This window comes from Oceanirhabdus sp. W0125-5 (assembly GCF_027938815.1).
GTDB lineage: Bacteria > Bacillota > Clostridia > Clostridiales > Clostridiaceae > Oceanirhabdus.
The window spans coordinates 4,757,363-4,775,751 of the sequence record NZ_CP115913.1 but is presented as its reverse complement, the minus strand read 5'-3'; the positions used below and the strand labels follow the sequence as shown (position 1 = coordinate 4,775,751).

Sequence of the window (18,389 nt, the reverse complement as noted above, 5' to 3'; positions counted from 1 at the left end):
TTTATGGAAACAGAGTTTTTGCATGAAAGAGTAAGTATCATTGCATCAAAGTTTGCTAATAAAACAGCAATTGAGCACGGGGATAGAAGTATTTGTTATTCAGAACTAGAAGAAAGAGCTAATCAAATTGCAAATACATTAAATATAAAAATTGGTAACAAGAGAAACATTGCTGTTATGCTTGAAAACGGTATTGAAATAATTGAAACAATGATGGGAATATTTAAATGTGGAGCAGTATTTGCACCTTTAGATCCATTATTTCCTGAGAGTAGAATCAAATTAATGATTAATAGCATAGATGCTGATTGGGTAGTAACTCAATCAGCATGGCTAAATAAATTGAATAGCATTATGGAGAATGAAAACAAAAAAATAAATGTATTAGTTTTAGATTCAATCAAAGATGAGATTGAAAATTATAAGAATCTAAATATTTTAGAATTTGATATTAATATGGAAAAAAATTATTGTAAATCCTTAAGTAATAATAAACATTGCTATATTTATTTTACATCAGGATCTACAGGAACCCCAAAAGCTATTCTTGGAAGACATAGAAGTTTAAAGCATTTTATAGATTGGGAAATAAGAGAGTTCGGCATAAATGAAGACTTTAAGATTAGTCAGTTAACGTCTATAACCTTTGATCCCTTTTTAAGAGATGTTTTTGTTGCTTTGTGTACTGGGGCTACCTTATATATACCTAAAGATAAAGAGAGTATAATAACCCCAAATAGACTTATTCAATGGATAGATGAGAAGGAAATTACATTAGTGCATATGGTTCCAACTATATTTAAGGCAATTATGCATGAGATAGAAGAATCAAATCATTTTGAAAAGTTAAGATATGTTCTCTTAGCAGGTGAATTATTAAGAGGTAATGATATTAGAAAGTTTATTGAATTATTTGATACAAGAATTCAACTAGTGAATTTATATGGACCTACAGAAACAACATTAGTTAAACTATTTCATAGGGTTGATAAGAGTGATGTAGACAGAATATCTGTTCCAGTAGGAAAGCCTATGAATGGGACTCAAGTTATGATATTAAATGATGAGATGCAGATATGTGATACAGGGAGCATAGGGGAAATTTATATACGAACTCCTTATATTACATCAGGATACTATAATAATGTAGAACTGAGTAGAAAAGTGTTTCTTCAAAATCCATTTAGTGATAACCCTAATGATATTATATATAAAACTGGAGATCTGGGAAGAATGTTGCCAAGTGGAAATGTTGAAATCTGCGGTAGAATAGATCATCAAGTGAAATTAAGAGGTGTCAGAATAGAACTTGGTGAAATAGAGAGTCATATTTTGGGCTTTAAAGGTGTAAAAGAAGTTGTGGTGGTTGCAAGAGACGATTCAGACGGAAACAAATATCTTTGTGCATATATCATTTCTTCTAACCAATTAATTGTAAGTGAACTTAAGAAATATCTGTATAGCAGATTACCAGATTCTATGATTCCAACTGGCTTTGTTCAGCTTAGCAAAATGCCATTAACTAGCAGTGGAAAGATAGATAGAAATGCACTACCTGAACCACAATTTGAATGTGAAACAGAATATGAAGCACCTGAAAATGAAACACAAGAAAAAGTACTCCATATTTGGTCAGACATTTTGAAAAGAAATGATATAGGAATAAACCATAATTTCTTTGACGTAGGGGGGCATTCTCTAAGGGCGGCAGAAGCAGTATCAAGAATACACAAAGAGTTGAATTTTGAATTATCTCTAAGAGATATTTTTGAAAATCCAACAATAAAATTGCTTGATAATTATATGAAGCAGACTAAATGTAATGTATTTACATCTATAAAAAAGGTAGAAGAGAAAGAATATTATCCAGTTTCAGCAGCCCAGAGAAGGATATATATGCTTAATCAACTTGAAGGGGTAGGAACAACTTATAATATATCTAAGGTTATTATATTAGAAGGAATATTATGTAAGGAAAAATTAGAACAAGCATTTAAAGAACTTGTAAGGAGACATGAAAGCCTCCGTACATCCTTCGAAATGTTGAATGGTGAAATAGTACAAAAAATACATAAAGAATCATGTATTGAAGTGATATATGAGGAAGCAGAAGAGAATCAGATTTTAGAATTAAAAAATAAATTTATACAACCTTTTGATTTGAGTAAAGCACCATTGATAAGAGTTAAATTTGTAAAGATCAGAAATGATAAACATATATTATTTGTTGACATGCATCATATAGTATCAGATGGTGTGTCTACTTTTATAATGATACGAGAATTTGCTGACTTATATAATGAAAAAAAATTACCAGAATTATCAGTACAGTATAAAGATTTTACAGCATGGCAAAACAAGCTATTTGAGTCAGAAGCAATTAAAAAGCAGGAAGAATACTGGGTTAATACCTTTGAAGGTGATATTCCTGTACTTAATATACCAACAGACTATTCAAGACCAGCTGTAAAAAGTTTTGATGGAAATGAAATTTATTTTGAAATAGATAATAATTTATCAGAAAAACTTAAGTTGTTAGCAAAGAATATGAAATCATCCTTGTATGTGGTGCTATTGTCAGCATATTATACATTACTATCTAAATATACAGGACAAGAAGATATAGTAGTTGGTTCTCCTATTGCGGGAAGAAATCATGCAGATACTCAGAATATGATAGGTATGTTTGTAAACACTCTTGCTTTGAGAAACTATCCAAAAGGAGAAAAAACATTCGAAGGTTTTTTAAAAGAGGTAAGAGACAATTTTATGGCTGCATATGAAAATCAAAGTTATCAATTTGAGGAATTAGTAACAAAACTAGAGTTGGAAAGGCACTTAGACAGAAATCCTTTATTTGATACCATGTTTGTATTGCATAACAAGCAAAGTGACGAGATAAGTATAAATGACTTAATAATCAAACCATATAATAATACAAAAACAGTTTCTAAGTTTGATTTAACATTTAATGCTGTGGAATCGGAGGATAATATAAATGTAAGTGTAGAGTACTGCACTAAATTATTTAATGAAGATACTATAAAGAGACTAATATCACATTTCAAGAGAATATTAGAAGAAATAACTGACAATCCGAAAGAAAAAATTAAAGATATAGATATGGTTTCAGAAGAAGAAAAAAAACAAATATTGTTTGATTTCAATGAAACAAAAGCTGTATTTCCAGATGATAAAACAATACATCAAATATTCCAGGAACAGGTAAACCGTACACCTGATAATACTGCCATCATATTTGATGATAAGAGTCTAACTTATAGTGAATTAAACAGCAAAGCAAATCAACTTGCTAGAGAATTATTGGAGAATGGAGTAAAACCTAATGAGGTTATTGGATTAGTGGTAGAGCGTTCAATGGAAATGATTATAGGAATGATCGCAATATTAAAATCAGGAGGCGCATATTTACCTATAGATCCAGCATACCCAAAAGATAGAATAATATATACATTGGAAGATAGTAAGGCTCAAATTTTATTAACTAAATCTAATCTATTAAGTGATTTGAAATATGATGGAAAAATAATAAATATGGACAAAGATAGTATATATCTAAGGGAAGACAGCAATCTTAGAGTAGATAATACGCCTAATGACCTGGCTTATGTTATATATACTTCAGGGACTACGGGTAAACCTAAAGGTGTGATGATTCAACATAAAAATGTAGTAAGGCTTCTATTTAATGATAAATTTCAGTTTGATTTCAGTGAAAGTGATGTATGGACAATGTTTCACTCATTTTGTTTTGATTTTTCTGTTTGGGAGATGTATGGAGCACTGTTATATGGAGGAAAACTTGTAGTTGTTCCAAAATCAGAGGCACTAGACACAACAGAATTTTTAAAGTTACTAAAACGAAATAAAGTTACAGTTTTGAATCAAACTCCTACAGCATTTAATAATCTTATTAAGGCGGATAATGGAAATGATGATGGTGGGCTTGTATTACGTTACGTAATCTTTGGTGGTGAAGCTTTAAAGCCAGCTATGCTTAAAAGTTGGAAAGTCAAATATCCAAATACAAAGCTAATAAACATGTATGGAATAACGGAAACTACTGTACATGTCACCTACAAAGAAATAACTGAACATGAAATCAATTTAAATATAAGTAATATAGGAAAGCCAATACCAACTTTGAATGTTTATATTATGGATAAATATATGAATGTACAGCCCATAGGAATACCTGGTGAATTATGTGTAGGGGGAATTGGAGTAGGAAAGGGATATCTAAACAAACCTGAACTAACCAGTACAAAATTTATAGTCAATCCATATAATGAAAAAGATATAATTTATAGATCCGGTGACTTAGCTAGACTACTTCCAGGCGGAGATATTGAGTACATGGGTAGAATAGATCATCAAGTAAAAATAAGAGGATTTAGAATAGAACTAGGTGAAATAGAGAATCAGATTCTTAAACATGAAGCAGTTAATGAAGCTGTTGTAATAACACGTGAGGATGATAAGAGAGGGAAATATTTATGTGCATATATAGTAATAAAAAGAGAAGTTACAGTAGATGAAATCAGAGAACATTTAGGTAAAACACTACCTGATTATATGATTCCTTCTTATTTCAAGCATATTGATAAAATTCCACTTACATCAAATGGTAAGGTAAATAAAAAAGCATTACCAGAACCTGATGGGAATATCATCACAGGTGTAGAATATGTGGCCCCTAGAAATGAGATTGAAACAAAGCTTAAGACAATATGGGAAGAAGTCCTTGGAGTAGAAGTAGTAGGAATCAATGATAACTTCTTTAGCTTAGGTGGTGATTCAATCAAAGCAATACAAGTAGCATCAAGACTTAATAAATATGGCCTTAAAATGGATATAAAAGATTTATTTAAGTATCATTCAATAGGGCAATTAAGTAGGTTTATCAAGACTTCTAGTGCTATTTCTAATCAGAGTTATGTGGAGGGGGAGGTAAGTCTTACTCCAATACAAGTACAATTTTTCCAAGAGAAAAATATAGAAAGACACCATTTCAATCATTCAATAATGATATTCAGAGAAAGTGGTTTTGATGAAGTTCACATAAGAAAAGTATTTACAAAAATAGTAGAACATCACGATGCACTTAGGATGGTATTCAAAACACAAGAAAAAATAATAAAGGAATACAACAGAGATCTAGATGGAGAGTATTTTGAATTGACAGTAGTTGACTTAAGAGGTGAAGGGGATTGTGTGAATAGTATTGAAGAAGAGGCTAACAAAGTACAGGCTAGTATAGATCTAGAAAATGGGCCCCTTGTGAAGTTAGCATTATTTAAGACAGATGAGGGAGAACATCTACTTATAACTATACATCATTTAGTAGTAGATGGAGTATCTTGGAGAATAATACTTGAAGATTTTGAATCCTCTTATAAAATGATACAAAATAATGAAGAAATAAAACTACCTTTAAAGACTGATTCATTTAAAAGATGGTCTAAAAATTTACAAGATTTTGCTCAGAGCAATGAGTTAAAGAAACAAGTGGATTATTGGGTCAAAATAGAATCAAGTAATATTAAATCTTTACCAAGAGATAATAGGGTTTTAAAGAGAAAAGAGAGAGATTGCAGCATTGCATCTATGACCTTAGATACTCAATATACAGAGATGCTATTAAAAGATGTAAATAAAGCATACAACACAGAAATTAATGATATATTACTCACAGCATTAGGACAAGCTTTTAAAAAGTGGACAGGAGAACACTTGGTGCTTATTAATCTTGAGGCACATGGAAGAGAAGAAATAATTAAAGAAATAGATATAACAAGAACAGTTGGGTGGTTTACTTCTCAATACCCAGTTATTCTAGATATGTGTGAAGATAATGATTTGTCAAAACTAGTAAAAAATATTAAAGAAGATTTAAGGCACATACCAGATAAGGGAATAGGATATGGAGTACTAAAATATCTATCACCAGAAGAAATTATATCTAAAGATAAATTTAATTTACAGCCAGAAATAAGCTTCAACTATCTTGGTCAATTTGATGAGGATCTGAAAACAGAAATGTTTGAGATTTCAAAAATGCCAACAGGTATGAGTGCCAGTCAAGAGATAGAAAGAAAATATGCTTTTGATATAAACGGAATGGTAATAGATAATAAGTTGGTACTTAATTTTAGTTATGACGAACATGAATACAATAAGAGTACAGTGCAAAAACTTGTAGATTATTATTACGATAGTTTAACTAGTATTATTGATCATTGTGTTAAAAAAACTGACAGTGACATTACTCCATCTGATTTAGGAGATAATACACTTTCTATTGAAGATCTTGACTATATAACTGATTTATTTGAAAATTAATATCTTATTCAATGGGGGTACGAAAAAATGGATACAAAACAAAAGTTTGAGAAAATATATTCACTATCACCTATGCAGTTAGGAATGTTGTTTCATTATTTAAAGGATAATGATAGTAAAATGTATTTTGAACAGGCAGAATTACATTTAAAGGGAAATATTAATATTGAGATTTTCGAAAAAAGTCTTAACTTACTTATCAAAAGGCACGAAATCTTAAGAACAAATTTTGTTTATCAGAAGATACAGGAACCAAAACAAGTAGTATTTAAAGAAAAGGAAGTAAAGATTAACTTTCAAGATATATCCAACCTTGATGAAAGTGAAAAGCTTTTGAATATTGAAAAGTTTAAAGAACAAGATAAGGAGAGGGGTTTTGATTTAACAAAAGATAATTTAATAAGAGTTACAATATTTAAAACAGATAATGAAAATTATAAATTGATATGGAGTTGGCACCATATACTTATGGATGGTTGGTGTCTTGGAATTATCTTTAAAGATTTAATGAGAATTTACCAAGGATTAAAAAATGGTAACCCTATAAATCTTGAAAATATATATCCTTACAGCACATATATAGAATGGATACAAAATCAAGATAAAGAGATGGCTAAAAAGCATTGGGAAAAATATCTTGAAGGTTACCAGAAACAGGCTCTCCCTTTAGGGCATAATTCATCAAATTCTAAGAATGAATATAATAGAAAAGTGAATGCTTTCACTCTTGATAGTGAATTGCTTGGAGGCATGGAAAGGGTAGCAAAAGACTGTAAGGTAACATTGAATACGGTTTTCCAGGCAATATGGGGTATACTACTTCAAAGATATAACAATGTTGATGATGTGGTCTACGGAGCAGTTATTTCTGGAAGACCCCCAGAAGTTACAGGGATAGAGAATATGGTGGGACTCTTCATAAATACTATTCCAATAAGAGTAAAAACTAAAAGTCATGAGAGATTTAATGATGTTGTAAAAAAATTGCAGGAAAGTGTGGTTTCATCCTGTTCATTTGAGTATTTTTCTCTATCAGAGATACAATCTCTTTCAAAATTAAATAGAGATCTTATAAATAATATTGTTGTATTTGAGAATTATCCAGTAGATAAAGAAATTAAGGATTCATCTAATGGAGATATAGATTTCAAAATGGAGCATATGGAAATCTTTGAGCAGATAAATTATGATTTAAATTTAATCGTTTCAGAAGATGAAGAATTATTAGTAAAAATGCTTTATAATTCAAATGCATTCAGAGATGAAGATATTAAGAAAATTGAGTGTCATATGAAAAATATAATTAAATCTGTAATAAGAGATCCACAAATAGGTATAGAAGAAATTGAAATAATAGATGATAAGGAAAAACAACAAATTTTAAGGGAATTTAACAATACTCAAAGAGAATATCTATTAGATAGAACACTTCCACAGCTGTTTGAAGAGCAGGTGGAAAGGACACCAGATGAAATAGCAGTAGTTTATAATGATACACATTTAACATATAGAGAGTTAAATAATAAAGCAAATCAAGTTGCAAGAATATTGAGAAAAAAGGGTGTTAAATCAGATAGTGTAGTTGCAATCATGATGGAGCGTTCCTTAGAAATGATGATTGGAATTATGGGAATCTTAAAAGCTGGAGGAGCTTACCTTCCTATAGATCCGGAATATCCTAGTGGAAGAATAAAGTATATTATTGAAGATAGTAAAGTTAACTTGATGGTAACACAGAAAAAAGTAATTGAAAAATTTTCTGAGATTATGGTAGAGAGTGTTTATATCGATAATAATCAAGATTTACAAGGGGAAACAAATAATCTTGAATTAATATGTAAGCCTGAAAATTTAGCATATATCATATATACATCTGGTTCCACTGGAAAGCCAAAAGGAGTAATGATAGAGCATAGATCAGTAGATAATCTAATTAAAGGTATGAGTGAAAAAATTGATTTTTCTGAGGGAAAAAGTATATTGGCATTGGCTAGTGCAGCATTTGATATGTCCATACCAGAAATATTATTGCCTCCAATTAAGGGATTGAAAATGGTAATTGCAAATATGAATCAGCAAAAGGATACTAGAGAGCTATATAAACTTATCACAAAAAATAAAATTGATATGGTTGCATTAACTCCTTCAAGAGCAAAAATGTTGATGAATGATGATAAGAGTGTTCAGTGCTTGGAAGATGTTAGAGAAATTATGATTGGTGGAGAAGCGCTTCCAAAGGAAATATTTCAAGAGTTAAGGGGACTCACTAAAGCAAAAATATATAATTTGTATGGGCCAACTGAAGCAACAGTTTGGGCTTCAATGAATGATGCAATAGAATGTAGTAATGTAAGCATAGGTAAACCTATAGCTAATACAAGTATTTATATACTTGGACAGGATAACCAATTACAGCCAGTAGGAGTTGTAGGTGAACTTTATATTGCTGGTAGCGGAGTAGGAAGAGGATATTTTAATAAACCTGAATTAACAGATCAAAGATTTAAGATTAATCCATTTAAGGATACCAATCTTAACAGTGATGGTAGTGAAAGAATGTATAGAACTGGAGATTTGGGAAGGTGGTTACAAAATGGTGAAATAGAATTCCTAGGAAGAGCAGACAATCAAGTTAAGATAAGAGGATATAGAATTGAGCTTGAAGAAATAGAAAAGCAACTTTTAAAGCATGAATCAGTACATCAAGCAGTGGTAACAGTAAATAATGCAGCAAGTGGGGATACATACTTATGTGCCTATGTATCCATAGAAGATGAAACCACAATTAAGGTGCTTAAAGCTCACTTATCTAAGGAACTTCCAAGTTATATGATACCATCACATTTTGTAAAGATTGATAAAATTCCTCTTACTTCAAATGGAAAAGTAGATAGAGAAGCTCTTGTTAATAGTGAAGGTCATATTACTCATGAAACAGAATATGTACCACCTTCAAATGAGATAGAAGAAGCCTTAGTTAGAATTTGGAAAGAGGTACTTAAAGTAGAGGAAATTGGAGTTAATCATAATTTCTTTGAAATTGGAGGAAACTCTATAAATATTATTAAAATTATTAGTTTGATAAATAAAGAACTTAATATAAATATTTCTATAAGCGAGATGTTTTTAAATCCAACTATTGAAGCAATAGCAAGCAGCATTTATAAGGACAGTATTCTGAATAAACTTAAGTGCGTTGTGAGATTAAATAGTGAAACTACTGAAAAGAGAAACCTTTTCTTTGTACATGGTAGAGATGGAGATGTTTATGCATACAAAGAGCTTGCAAAGTTACTTGATGAAGACTGCAACTTTTACGGAATACAGGCAAGAGGTTTGATTGAACCATGTGCATTGCCTAAGAATGTAGATGAAATGGTTACTGAATATATTAACGAGTTAAAATGTGTACAACCTCACGGACCATATCTTATGGGCGGATATTGCTATGGAACGAGATTGGTTTATGAAATAACAAGAAGATTAGAAGAAGAAGGTGAAGTAGTAGAAAAGTTAATCATGCTGGATGAGGATGTATTTTTTTATGAGAACGCTTTAAAGTATATGAAGATAAGGTCATATGCATCAAAACCACTTAAATATGTGAAAAAATTAAGTAAGAATACTCATACTAATGATAAGAGAGTAATTTTAGATAAAGAAGAGGATAAGAAACTTTTAGAACATGAGGTTCAAAATGAGACTTCAATTAGAGAGAATATTGCTTATGTATGTGATAATACATTTCCAATAATGAATATAATAAATGCTCCAATATATGTTATGAAGGCACAGGAAAGTGTACATCCAAGATTCACTGAAGAAGACTGGAATAAGATGACTTTTGGAGATGTGAGTTTGTCTGTAGTTCCAGGAGACCACTTTACAGTATTTGAGTATCCTAATGTATATGAAGTAGCGGACCAAATAAGAGAAACATTAAGTAAATAATAATATGATATAGAGACTCCAACAAAAAAAATTAATTTATATGAGTCCATAACTTATTGATGAATCAAAATTTTGTAACAAGTATAAATTATTTTTTACAATGGATTCTCTATATTTAATAAATAATGAAAAGAGGTTAATTATGAACAAATTGAAATGCTTTATGGTATCATTCTTACTAATGACTATGGTGATACTAAATCCAATAAAGGTCGTTGGTCAAGCTGTTAATAATGAGATAAATAAGATTACAAAAGAAGAAGATAAGAAAATTCAAGAGTTTATTGATGAACAAATGAAAGATGGAGATATTCCAGGATTATCTATTGTTATAGTCCAGGAGGATGAAACCGTTTATCAAAAGGGGTTTGGATACGCAGATGTTAAGAAAAAAGAAGAGGTTACTCCAGATTCCCTATTTGAAATAGGATCAAATTCAAAAGCCTTCACAGCATTTGGAATTTTAAAGCTTCAAGAAGAGGGATTATTAGAACTTGATGATTCAATAAATAAATATATTCCTTGGTTAGACTTATATTTTGATAATAAGAAAGTAGATGTAACATTAGAACAATTTATGTATCATACTAGTGGAATTCCGTATAGTACAATCTATGATATTCCAATCTCTGATTCTAATGAGGCATTGGAAAATACAGTAGAGAATTTAAAAGGGATTGAATTAGAAACTGAGCCAGGAACTAATTTTAATTATGCAACTATTAATTATGATGTGTTAGGGTTAGTAATTGAAAAAGTTACAGGAATTAGATATCAAGAATATATCAAAAGGAATGTATTGAAACCCCTTGAGTTAAACAATACTTATTTGTATAGAGAAGAAGCTAAGGAAAAGTTAACTCAAGGATATAAACATAACTTTTTTAAATCTACACAATATGATGCCCCCGAGTATAGAGGAAATACTCCAGCAGGATATATCATTTCAAGTACAATTGACATGGCTAAATGGATGAAGATTCAACTAGGAGTTGTGGGTAGAGATCAAGTTACAAAAAATGTAGTAAATAAATCTCATGAAATAAGTGAAGAAAGAGAGTTTTTTAATAATAAGTCAATTTATGCAGGAGGATGGATGATAGACCAGTACTCCGATCAAATAATTTATCATGGAGGAAATAATCCAAATTATTCTTCATTTATAATATTAGATCCAAACAAGAATATGGGAATAACAGTATTAGGAAACGTAAATTCTCAATACATTCAGAATATTGCCTGGGGAATAAAAGATATTCTAAAAAATGAAACACCTAAAAGTAAAGTAAATGATTTTAATAAAACTACAGATTTATACGCAAGTGTACTGATAATAGTTATGGCTATACTTTTTGTGGCTATGGCTGGATTAGTAGTAAAGACAATTATAGAAATAATTCAAAAGAAAAGAAAAAAGAATAAAATCACTAAAAAAGGTATATTAGCTTTTGTTATTTCAGTAGTATTTATGAGTTTTGTATATTATTGTATTTATCTGATTCCTAGAGCTTTTATGGGAATATCAAACTGGAGATTTATGCTTGTTTGGTCTCCAATAACTGTAAAAATTGCAGCTTTATCAATAGTATTAGATTTAAGTGTTTTATATCTAGTGTTCTTATTAAGGGGAATATATAGAAAGAGTAATGATAAATCCTTACTAGAGTTAGTTGTTCTTAGCATAGTAAGTGGTTTTGGTAATTCACTTATAATATTATCAATCAATTTAGCGCTAGGAAACAAAGTTAATATATTAAATATTGGTGTATACTTTATTTTAGGAATAGTACTATATGTTTATGGTCAAAGATTGGTGAGAGTTAACTTAATAAAATATATAAATGATATGGTCTATAATAAACGGGTAGATATAACAAATAAAATCTTGAAAGCTCCATTTGATGAATATGAGAAGATAGAAGATGGTAGAGTACATGCAATATTAAATAATGATACAGAAAGAGTAAGTAATATAGGGAACGTTGTAGTTAATGGTGTAACTGGAATTGTAACTTTACTGTTCTGCTGTTTATATTTAGCTATTATCAGCTGGCAAGGATTACTTTTATCTGTATCAATAATCCTTATAATAGCTACAATTTATTTCCTTGTAGGGAGATATGCGAATAAAATTTGGGAAGAAGCTAGAGATGTCCAAAATGCATTTTTTAGATTTATTAATGATTTAACTGCTGGATTTAAAGAACTCACACTAAACATTGGTAAGAAAAATGAATTTGAAGAAGATATGAACAGCACATGTAATGACTATAAAATAAAGCGTTCTAAGGCAAACTTAGCTTTTGCAAATTTATTTGTAGTTGGAGAATTATTGTTCACTCTTGCTATTGGTGGAGTAGTGTTCATTTTCCCATTGATTATTAAAAATATTGATAGCGGGACTTTAGGTACTTATGTATTTATATTACTGTTCATGACAGGTCCAGTACATGGAGTTTTAAATGCTATACCAGAAGCAGTCCAAATAAATATAAGTTTAAAGAGAATTAATAAGTTTTTAGAAGAAATAAAGACAATTGATGGTCATGAGATACATGAAAAAAATCTAAATATTCATGATAGAGTTGATTTGAGATTAAATGATTTGGAATTTGAATATGAGAATGATGAAGAAGAGGAAAGTAATTTTAAAGTGGGGCCAATAAATTTTGAATTTAAAGCAGGCGAAATTACTTTTGTAACTGGTGGAAATGGAAGTGGAAAATCAACCTTAGCTAAATTGATTACTGGACTATATAAGCCCACAAAAGGAAGTATAACATTAAATAATAGTAGTTTGAAAAATGAGGTAATTAGTCAACATTATTCAGCTATATTCAGTGATTTCCATTTATTTAAAAGTCTTTATGGAATTGATTGTGAAAAAGAAAAAGGAAGAATTAAAGAGTATTTAAAGAAACTAGGAATGGATGAAAAAGTTAAAATTGAAAACAACCAATTTAGCACAATCAATTTATCAACAGGTCAAAGAAAGAGACTGGCTCTACTTATAACTTATCTGGAAGATAGACCAATATACTTATTTGATGAATGGGCAGCAGATCAAGACCCAGAGTTTAGAAGATTTTTCTACAGAGAGCTTTTACCAGATTTAAAACAACGAGGCAAGTGTGTTATAGCAATAACTCATGATGATAATTATTTTGATGCTTGTGATAGCTCTATTAAGATGGAGATGGGTGAATTATTGTTGTCTTAGTGGATTTAGGTTTCACTAGGGATTCTCTATAAGAAAATGTACCACAAAATTTGATTTAAATTGATGGTACATTTTTCTTTCTATAAAGAAAAACCACTCCAATTATAAATGAATGATTGTATAAAATTATAGTAAGTATACGTCAATGGGGGGATATTATGTATTATAATTTATCACATCCTCAAAAAAGGATTTGGTACATAGAAAAAATTAATACGGGTTCAAATTTTCATAATCTTGGTGGATGTTTGAAGATTAGTGGAGATATTGATTATAAAATACTAGAAGATACGATTAACAGAGTAATTCAAATTAATGATGGATTGCGAATAAGGTTTACAGAAAAAGATGGAATACCTTATCAATATGTAAGTGATTATAAAAAAGAAAGAATAGATGTACTTGATTTTAACATAGTTAAAAATTCACAAGAAAAATTCAATGCTTGGACAGAAGAGGTTTTTAAGAAGAGGTTCCAAATAGAAGATAGTCAGTTGTATTATTTTGCAATTTTTAAGACCAATGAAAAAGAGGGTGGAATCTTATTAAATATTCATCATATTATTGCAGATGGATGGTCAATAAACATCATACAAAATCAAATATGTGAGATTTATAATGACTTAGTAAATGGAAACAACCCTAATTGTTCAAATGAATATTCTTATATGGATTACATTGAACGTGAAAAGAAATATTTAGAGTCTGATAGATTTAAAAAGAATAAAGAATTCTGGAATGATAAATTTAGTGATTTGCCAGAAAGCTTTCTTTATGATGGGGGTAGCAATCTTGATGGAAAACGTAAGACATATAATGTGGATAAGGAACTATCTTATAAAATTAAAAGATTTATAAAAGAAGAAGGTTGTTCACTAAATACATTATTTATATCTTCAATGCTTATATATTTAAATAAGATGACACAGGAAGATGATATAGTTATTGGTACACCAGTCTTAAATAGATCAGGGAAAAAAGAAAAAAATACAGTGGGAATGTATACAAGTACTATGCCTTTCAGAATCAATATAGATGAAAATATGACTATAGAGGAATTCATCGATACAGTAAATTCTCAGCTGAAAGCATGTTTTTATAATCAAAAATACCCTTATGATATTTTGGTAAATGATCTAGAATTAGCTAAAAAGGGATACGATGGGTTATTTAAAATGTGTGTAAATTATTATAACTCTAAGAATAATAATAAAATTAACGGGTTACCAGTTCAGTTGGAAGAGTATTATTGTGGTAATCAAAGTTATTCCCTTCAATTAATAATTAAAGAATGGGATAATGATGAAAGGATTACTCTTAGCTTTGATTATAAAACAAGTGAGTATTCAAGTGATTATATTTCAAACATGTATAAATATATGATGAATATAGCATGTGAGATATTGAATAATAAAGATGAAAGAATAAAAAATCTAGGATTATTGGATGATGAAGAAATTAATGAGAGAGTATATAATTTTAATTCAACAAAATCAGAATATCCCAAGGATAAGACTGTAAATCAGTTATTTGAGCAGCAAGTAAGAGAAACACCAGATAAAATTGCAGTTATTTTTGGTAATGAAAATCTTACTTACAGAGAATTAAATAAACGTGTAAATCAAATGGCTCAATATTTAAGAAAAAATCATGTAGCAAAAGGAAGTATTGTTGGAATAATGGCTAATCATTCAATTGAATTGGTTATTGGAATTTTAGGAGTTATGAGAGCAGGGGGAGCGTATATTCCTATAGACCCTGCATATCCTACTGAGAGAATTATGTATATGCTAGAGGATTCTGGGACTTCATTGCTTTTGACTAATATAAGTATTAGTACCCATGTTAGGTTTCAAGGGAAGATCTTGGACTTAAATAATTATGAAATATATATTGATAATTCAGAAAAGAATGAAAATTTGGGGCTGGTAGCTAGTCCAGAAGATTTGGCTTATATTATTTATACTTCAGGATCAACAGGAAAGCCAAAGGGAGTTATGATTGAACAAAGAGGTTTAGTTAATTATATATGGTGGGCTAAGAAAATGTATTTAAAAGATAAGGATGATATCTTTGCCTTGTATTCATCTATATCATTTGACCTTACTGTAACCTCAATATTTACTCCCTTAATATCTGGAAATACAATTTGTATTTACCATGATGATGGAAATGAGTTTATTTTATATAAGATACTTAAGGATAATAAAGTCACAGTTGTTAAATTAACACCATCACATTTGACTTTACTTAAAGATATGGATAACAGTGAATCAATAATTAGAAGGTTCATTGTAGGGGGAGAAAATCTTAAATCCAGTTTAGCTAAAGAGATTTATGAGAGCTTTAACTCTAATATAGAGATTTTAAATGAATACGGTCCCACTGAAACAGTGGTTGGATGTATGATACATGAATATAACCCATTAACAGATACAAATGCTTCAGTTCCAATTGGTATTCCTGCTGATAATGTTCAAATATATCTATTAGATAAAAATTTAAAGGCAATTCCTGAAGGGGCAATTGGAGAAATGTATGTTTCAGGAGATGGAGTTGCTAGAGGGTATCTGAATAGAGAAGAGTTAACAGAGGAACGGTTTATAAATAATCCTTTTGTTGAAGAGGCAAGAATGTACAAGACTGGAGATAAAGGAAGATATTTAAAAAATGGTATAATTGAATATGCTGGTAGAAGCGATAATCAGGTTAAGATAAGAGGACACCGTATAGAGCTTGGAGAAATAGAAGAGTATCTATTAGAAAATGAATATATTGATGAAGCTCTTGTAATAGATAAGAAAAACAAAAATGGAGATAAAGTATTATACGCGTATTTAATAGGAGATAATGAATTAGATAACTCAGAGTTAAAAAAATGGTTAGTATCTTTTGTTCCAAAATATATGATTCCAGTTGATTTTATATATTTAAAGGAATTTCCACTAACACCAAATGGAAAGGTTGATATTAAGAAACTCCCAGAAGGTAATCAAATAGAAAAAGAATTTATTAGTTCAAGAAATGATATAGAAGATAGTCTAGTTCAAGTGTTACAAGAAATTTTAGGTGTTAATGAGATAAGTATGAATGATAATTTTTATCAACTTGGAGGAGATTCAATAAAGGCAATACAGATTGCATCAAAGCTAAAAAACATGGGGTTAGAAATAAAAGTCAAAGATATTCTTTCACAAGATGCAATTGAGGAGATAGCTGCATCAATTGAGATAATTAGTGAAAATATAATAATTGATCAGGAAGTTCAATCAGGAAATATAATGAAGACTCCAATTACTGAATGGTTTTTCTCACAAAACTTTATTAATGAAAATTATTACAATCAATCAGTCTTATTAGAGTGTAAAGAGAAATTAAACAGCGTTGAGATTGAAAAGGCAATGAAAAAATTAATAGAGCATCATGATATTTTACGGTTAAATTACAATAAAGATAAAAAAGAGCTATTCTATAATAATGAGTATTTAAACAATAGAATTATTATCGAAGAGTATAATATATCTCAATACTCTTCAAATGAACAGGAAGGTAAAATAAAAGAAATTGGAAGTAAAATTAAAGCAAGTTTTGATATTCAAAAAGATGTACTGATTAAAGTATGTATTTTTAACAGGGGTGAGGTTGGACAAACTATTTTATTTACTGCCCATCACTTAATTGTAGATGGAGTCTCATGGAGAATATTACTAGATGACTTTGGAACTGTGATTGAACAAATAAAAGCAAATGAAGAAGTAAAGCTGCCTTTAAAAACACATTCATTTAAAGAATGGTCAATCAAACTTAATGATTATGTAAATGATATAAATAAAAATGAAAAAGAGTATTGGAATAAAGAAAAAGAAAAGAAATTTACGTATCCAATTGATCATGATTTAGGAGAGAGTTCTGTAAAAAGCTCTTTAACTTTGGAGAGAGTAATTGATGAAGAATTAACACAAGAACTTTCATTAAAGGTTAATGAAATATATGGAATGGACTTAAATGAAGCTTTAATAGCTGCATTGGTAATGACAATTAAGGAGTTAACAGGTCAAGAAGATATTATTATTGAATTAGAAAGACATGGTAGAGAAGTTATAAATGAAGAAATTGATGTTTCTAGAACAATTGGATGGTTTACTAGTATGTATCCTGCAATTATTAATGTTACACAAGAAGAAATTCAGGGAAATATAAAATCTATTAAAGAACAGCTCAGGAATATACCTAATAAAGGATTTGACTTTAGTATCCTTAAATATTTAAAAGGTGAATTTACTAAATATAATAATCAGCAAATAAGATTTAATTATTTAGGGGAATTTGACAACATAGTTAATAATAACGCATTTGAAATTTTAAATCTTGATTCTGGAAATGAAGTAGGAGAAGAAAATCATTTGACAGCTTTGATTGATATTAATGCTATGATTCTACATGAAAAACTTAGTATAAAGGTAACATTCAGTAAAAATAAATTTAGAAATGAGACAATAGAAGAGTTTATTGAGTGCTATGTTGAAAAAATTAAAGAAATATTGAATCATTGTTCTAGTAAAGATGATAAGGAGTATACTCCTTCTGATTTTGTTGCAGTAGATATTTCCCAAGAGGACTTAGATATGTTACTTGGATAAATTATATGATAAATACAGAAAATTTAAGTTAGAAGAAAAGAAAAATATTTGTGTTTAATAGTATTTGATAGATAAAGAGTAGTTCAAAAAATTATGAACTACTCTTTTTGGTGATTAAAATGTTTTTAATGAACATGTTAAAAAAAAAAAATAACTTAAGGATTGATTTGGTTACAAGTTTTTTATTTTTGGGTAAAATTTTATTTTACATAAAA

At 29.4% G+C, this 18,389-nt stretch carries 4 protein-coding genes; all 4 read left to right on the top strand.

Going from position 1 to position 18,389, the window contains the following annotated elements; translation table 11 throughout:
* Positions 1–3: 3 nt before the first annotated feature.
* A complete protein-coding gene (locus OW730_RS22230) occupies positions 4–6,363 on the top strand; it encodes a non-ribosomal peptide synthetase (protein ID WP_271226243.1) in 6,360 nt (2,119 codons plus the stop codon).
* 27 nt (positions 6,364–6,390) lie between these two features.
* Complete coding sequence (locus tag OW730_RS22225; RefSeq protein WP_271226242.1) at positions 6,391–10,314, top strand: amino acid adenylation domain-containing protein; 3,924 nt, start codon at positions 6,391–6,393, stop codon at positions 10,312–10,314.
* A 142-nt stretch (positions 10,315–10,456) separates the two neighbouring features.
* Positions 10,457–13,534: a cyclic peptide export ABC transporter gene (locus OW730_RS22220; RefSeq protein ID WP_271226241.1), complete on the top strand. Its 3,078-nt coding sequence runs from the start codon at positions 10,457–10,459 to the stop codon at positions 13,532–13,534.
* 158 nt (positions 13,535–13,692) lie between these two features.
* Positions 13,693–18,174, top strand: coding sequence for an amino acid adenylation domain-containing protein (locus OW730_RS22215; protein WP_271226240.1), 4,482 nt, complete (start codon positions 13,693–13,695; stop codon positions 18,172–18,174).
* The last annotated feature ends 215 nt before the right edge of the window (positions 18,175–18,389 follow it).

What these genes read in the sequence shown, in the direction of transcription:
- OW730_RS22230 (WP_271226243.1), top strand. Translation starts at nt 4, where the DNA reads ATGGAAACAGAGTTTTTGCATGAAAGAGTAAGTATCATTGCATCAAAG.
- OW730_RS22225 (WP_271226242.1), top strand. Translation starts at nt 6,391, where the DNA reads ATGGATACAAAACAAAAGTTTGAGAAAATATATTCACTATCACCTATG.
- OW730_RS22220 (WP_271226241.1), top strand. Translation starts at nt 10,457, where the DNA reads ATGAACAAATTGAAATGCTTTATGGTATCATTCTTACTAATGACTATG.
- OW730_RS22215 (WP_271226240.1), top strand. Translation starts at nt 13,693, where the DNA reads ATGTATTATAATTTATCACATCCTCAAAAAAGGATTTGGTACATAGAA.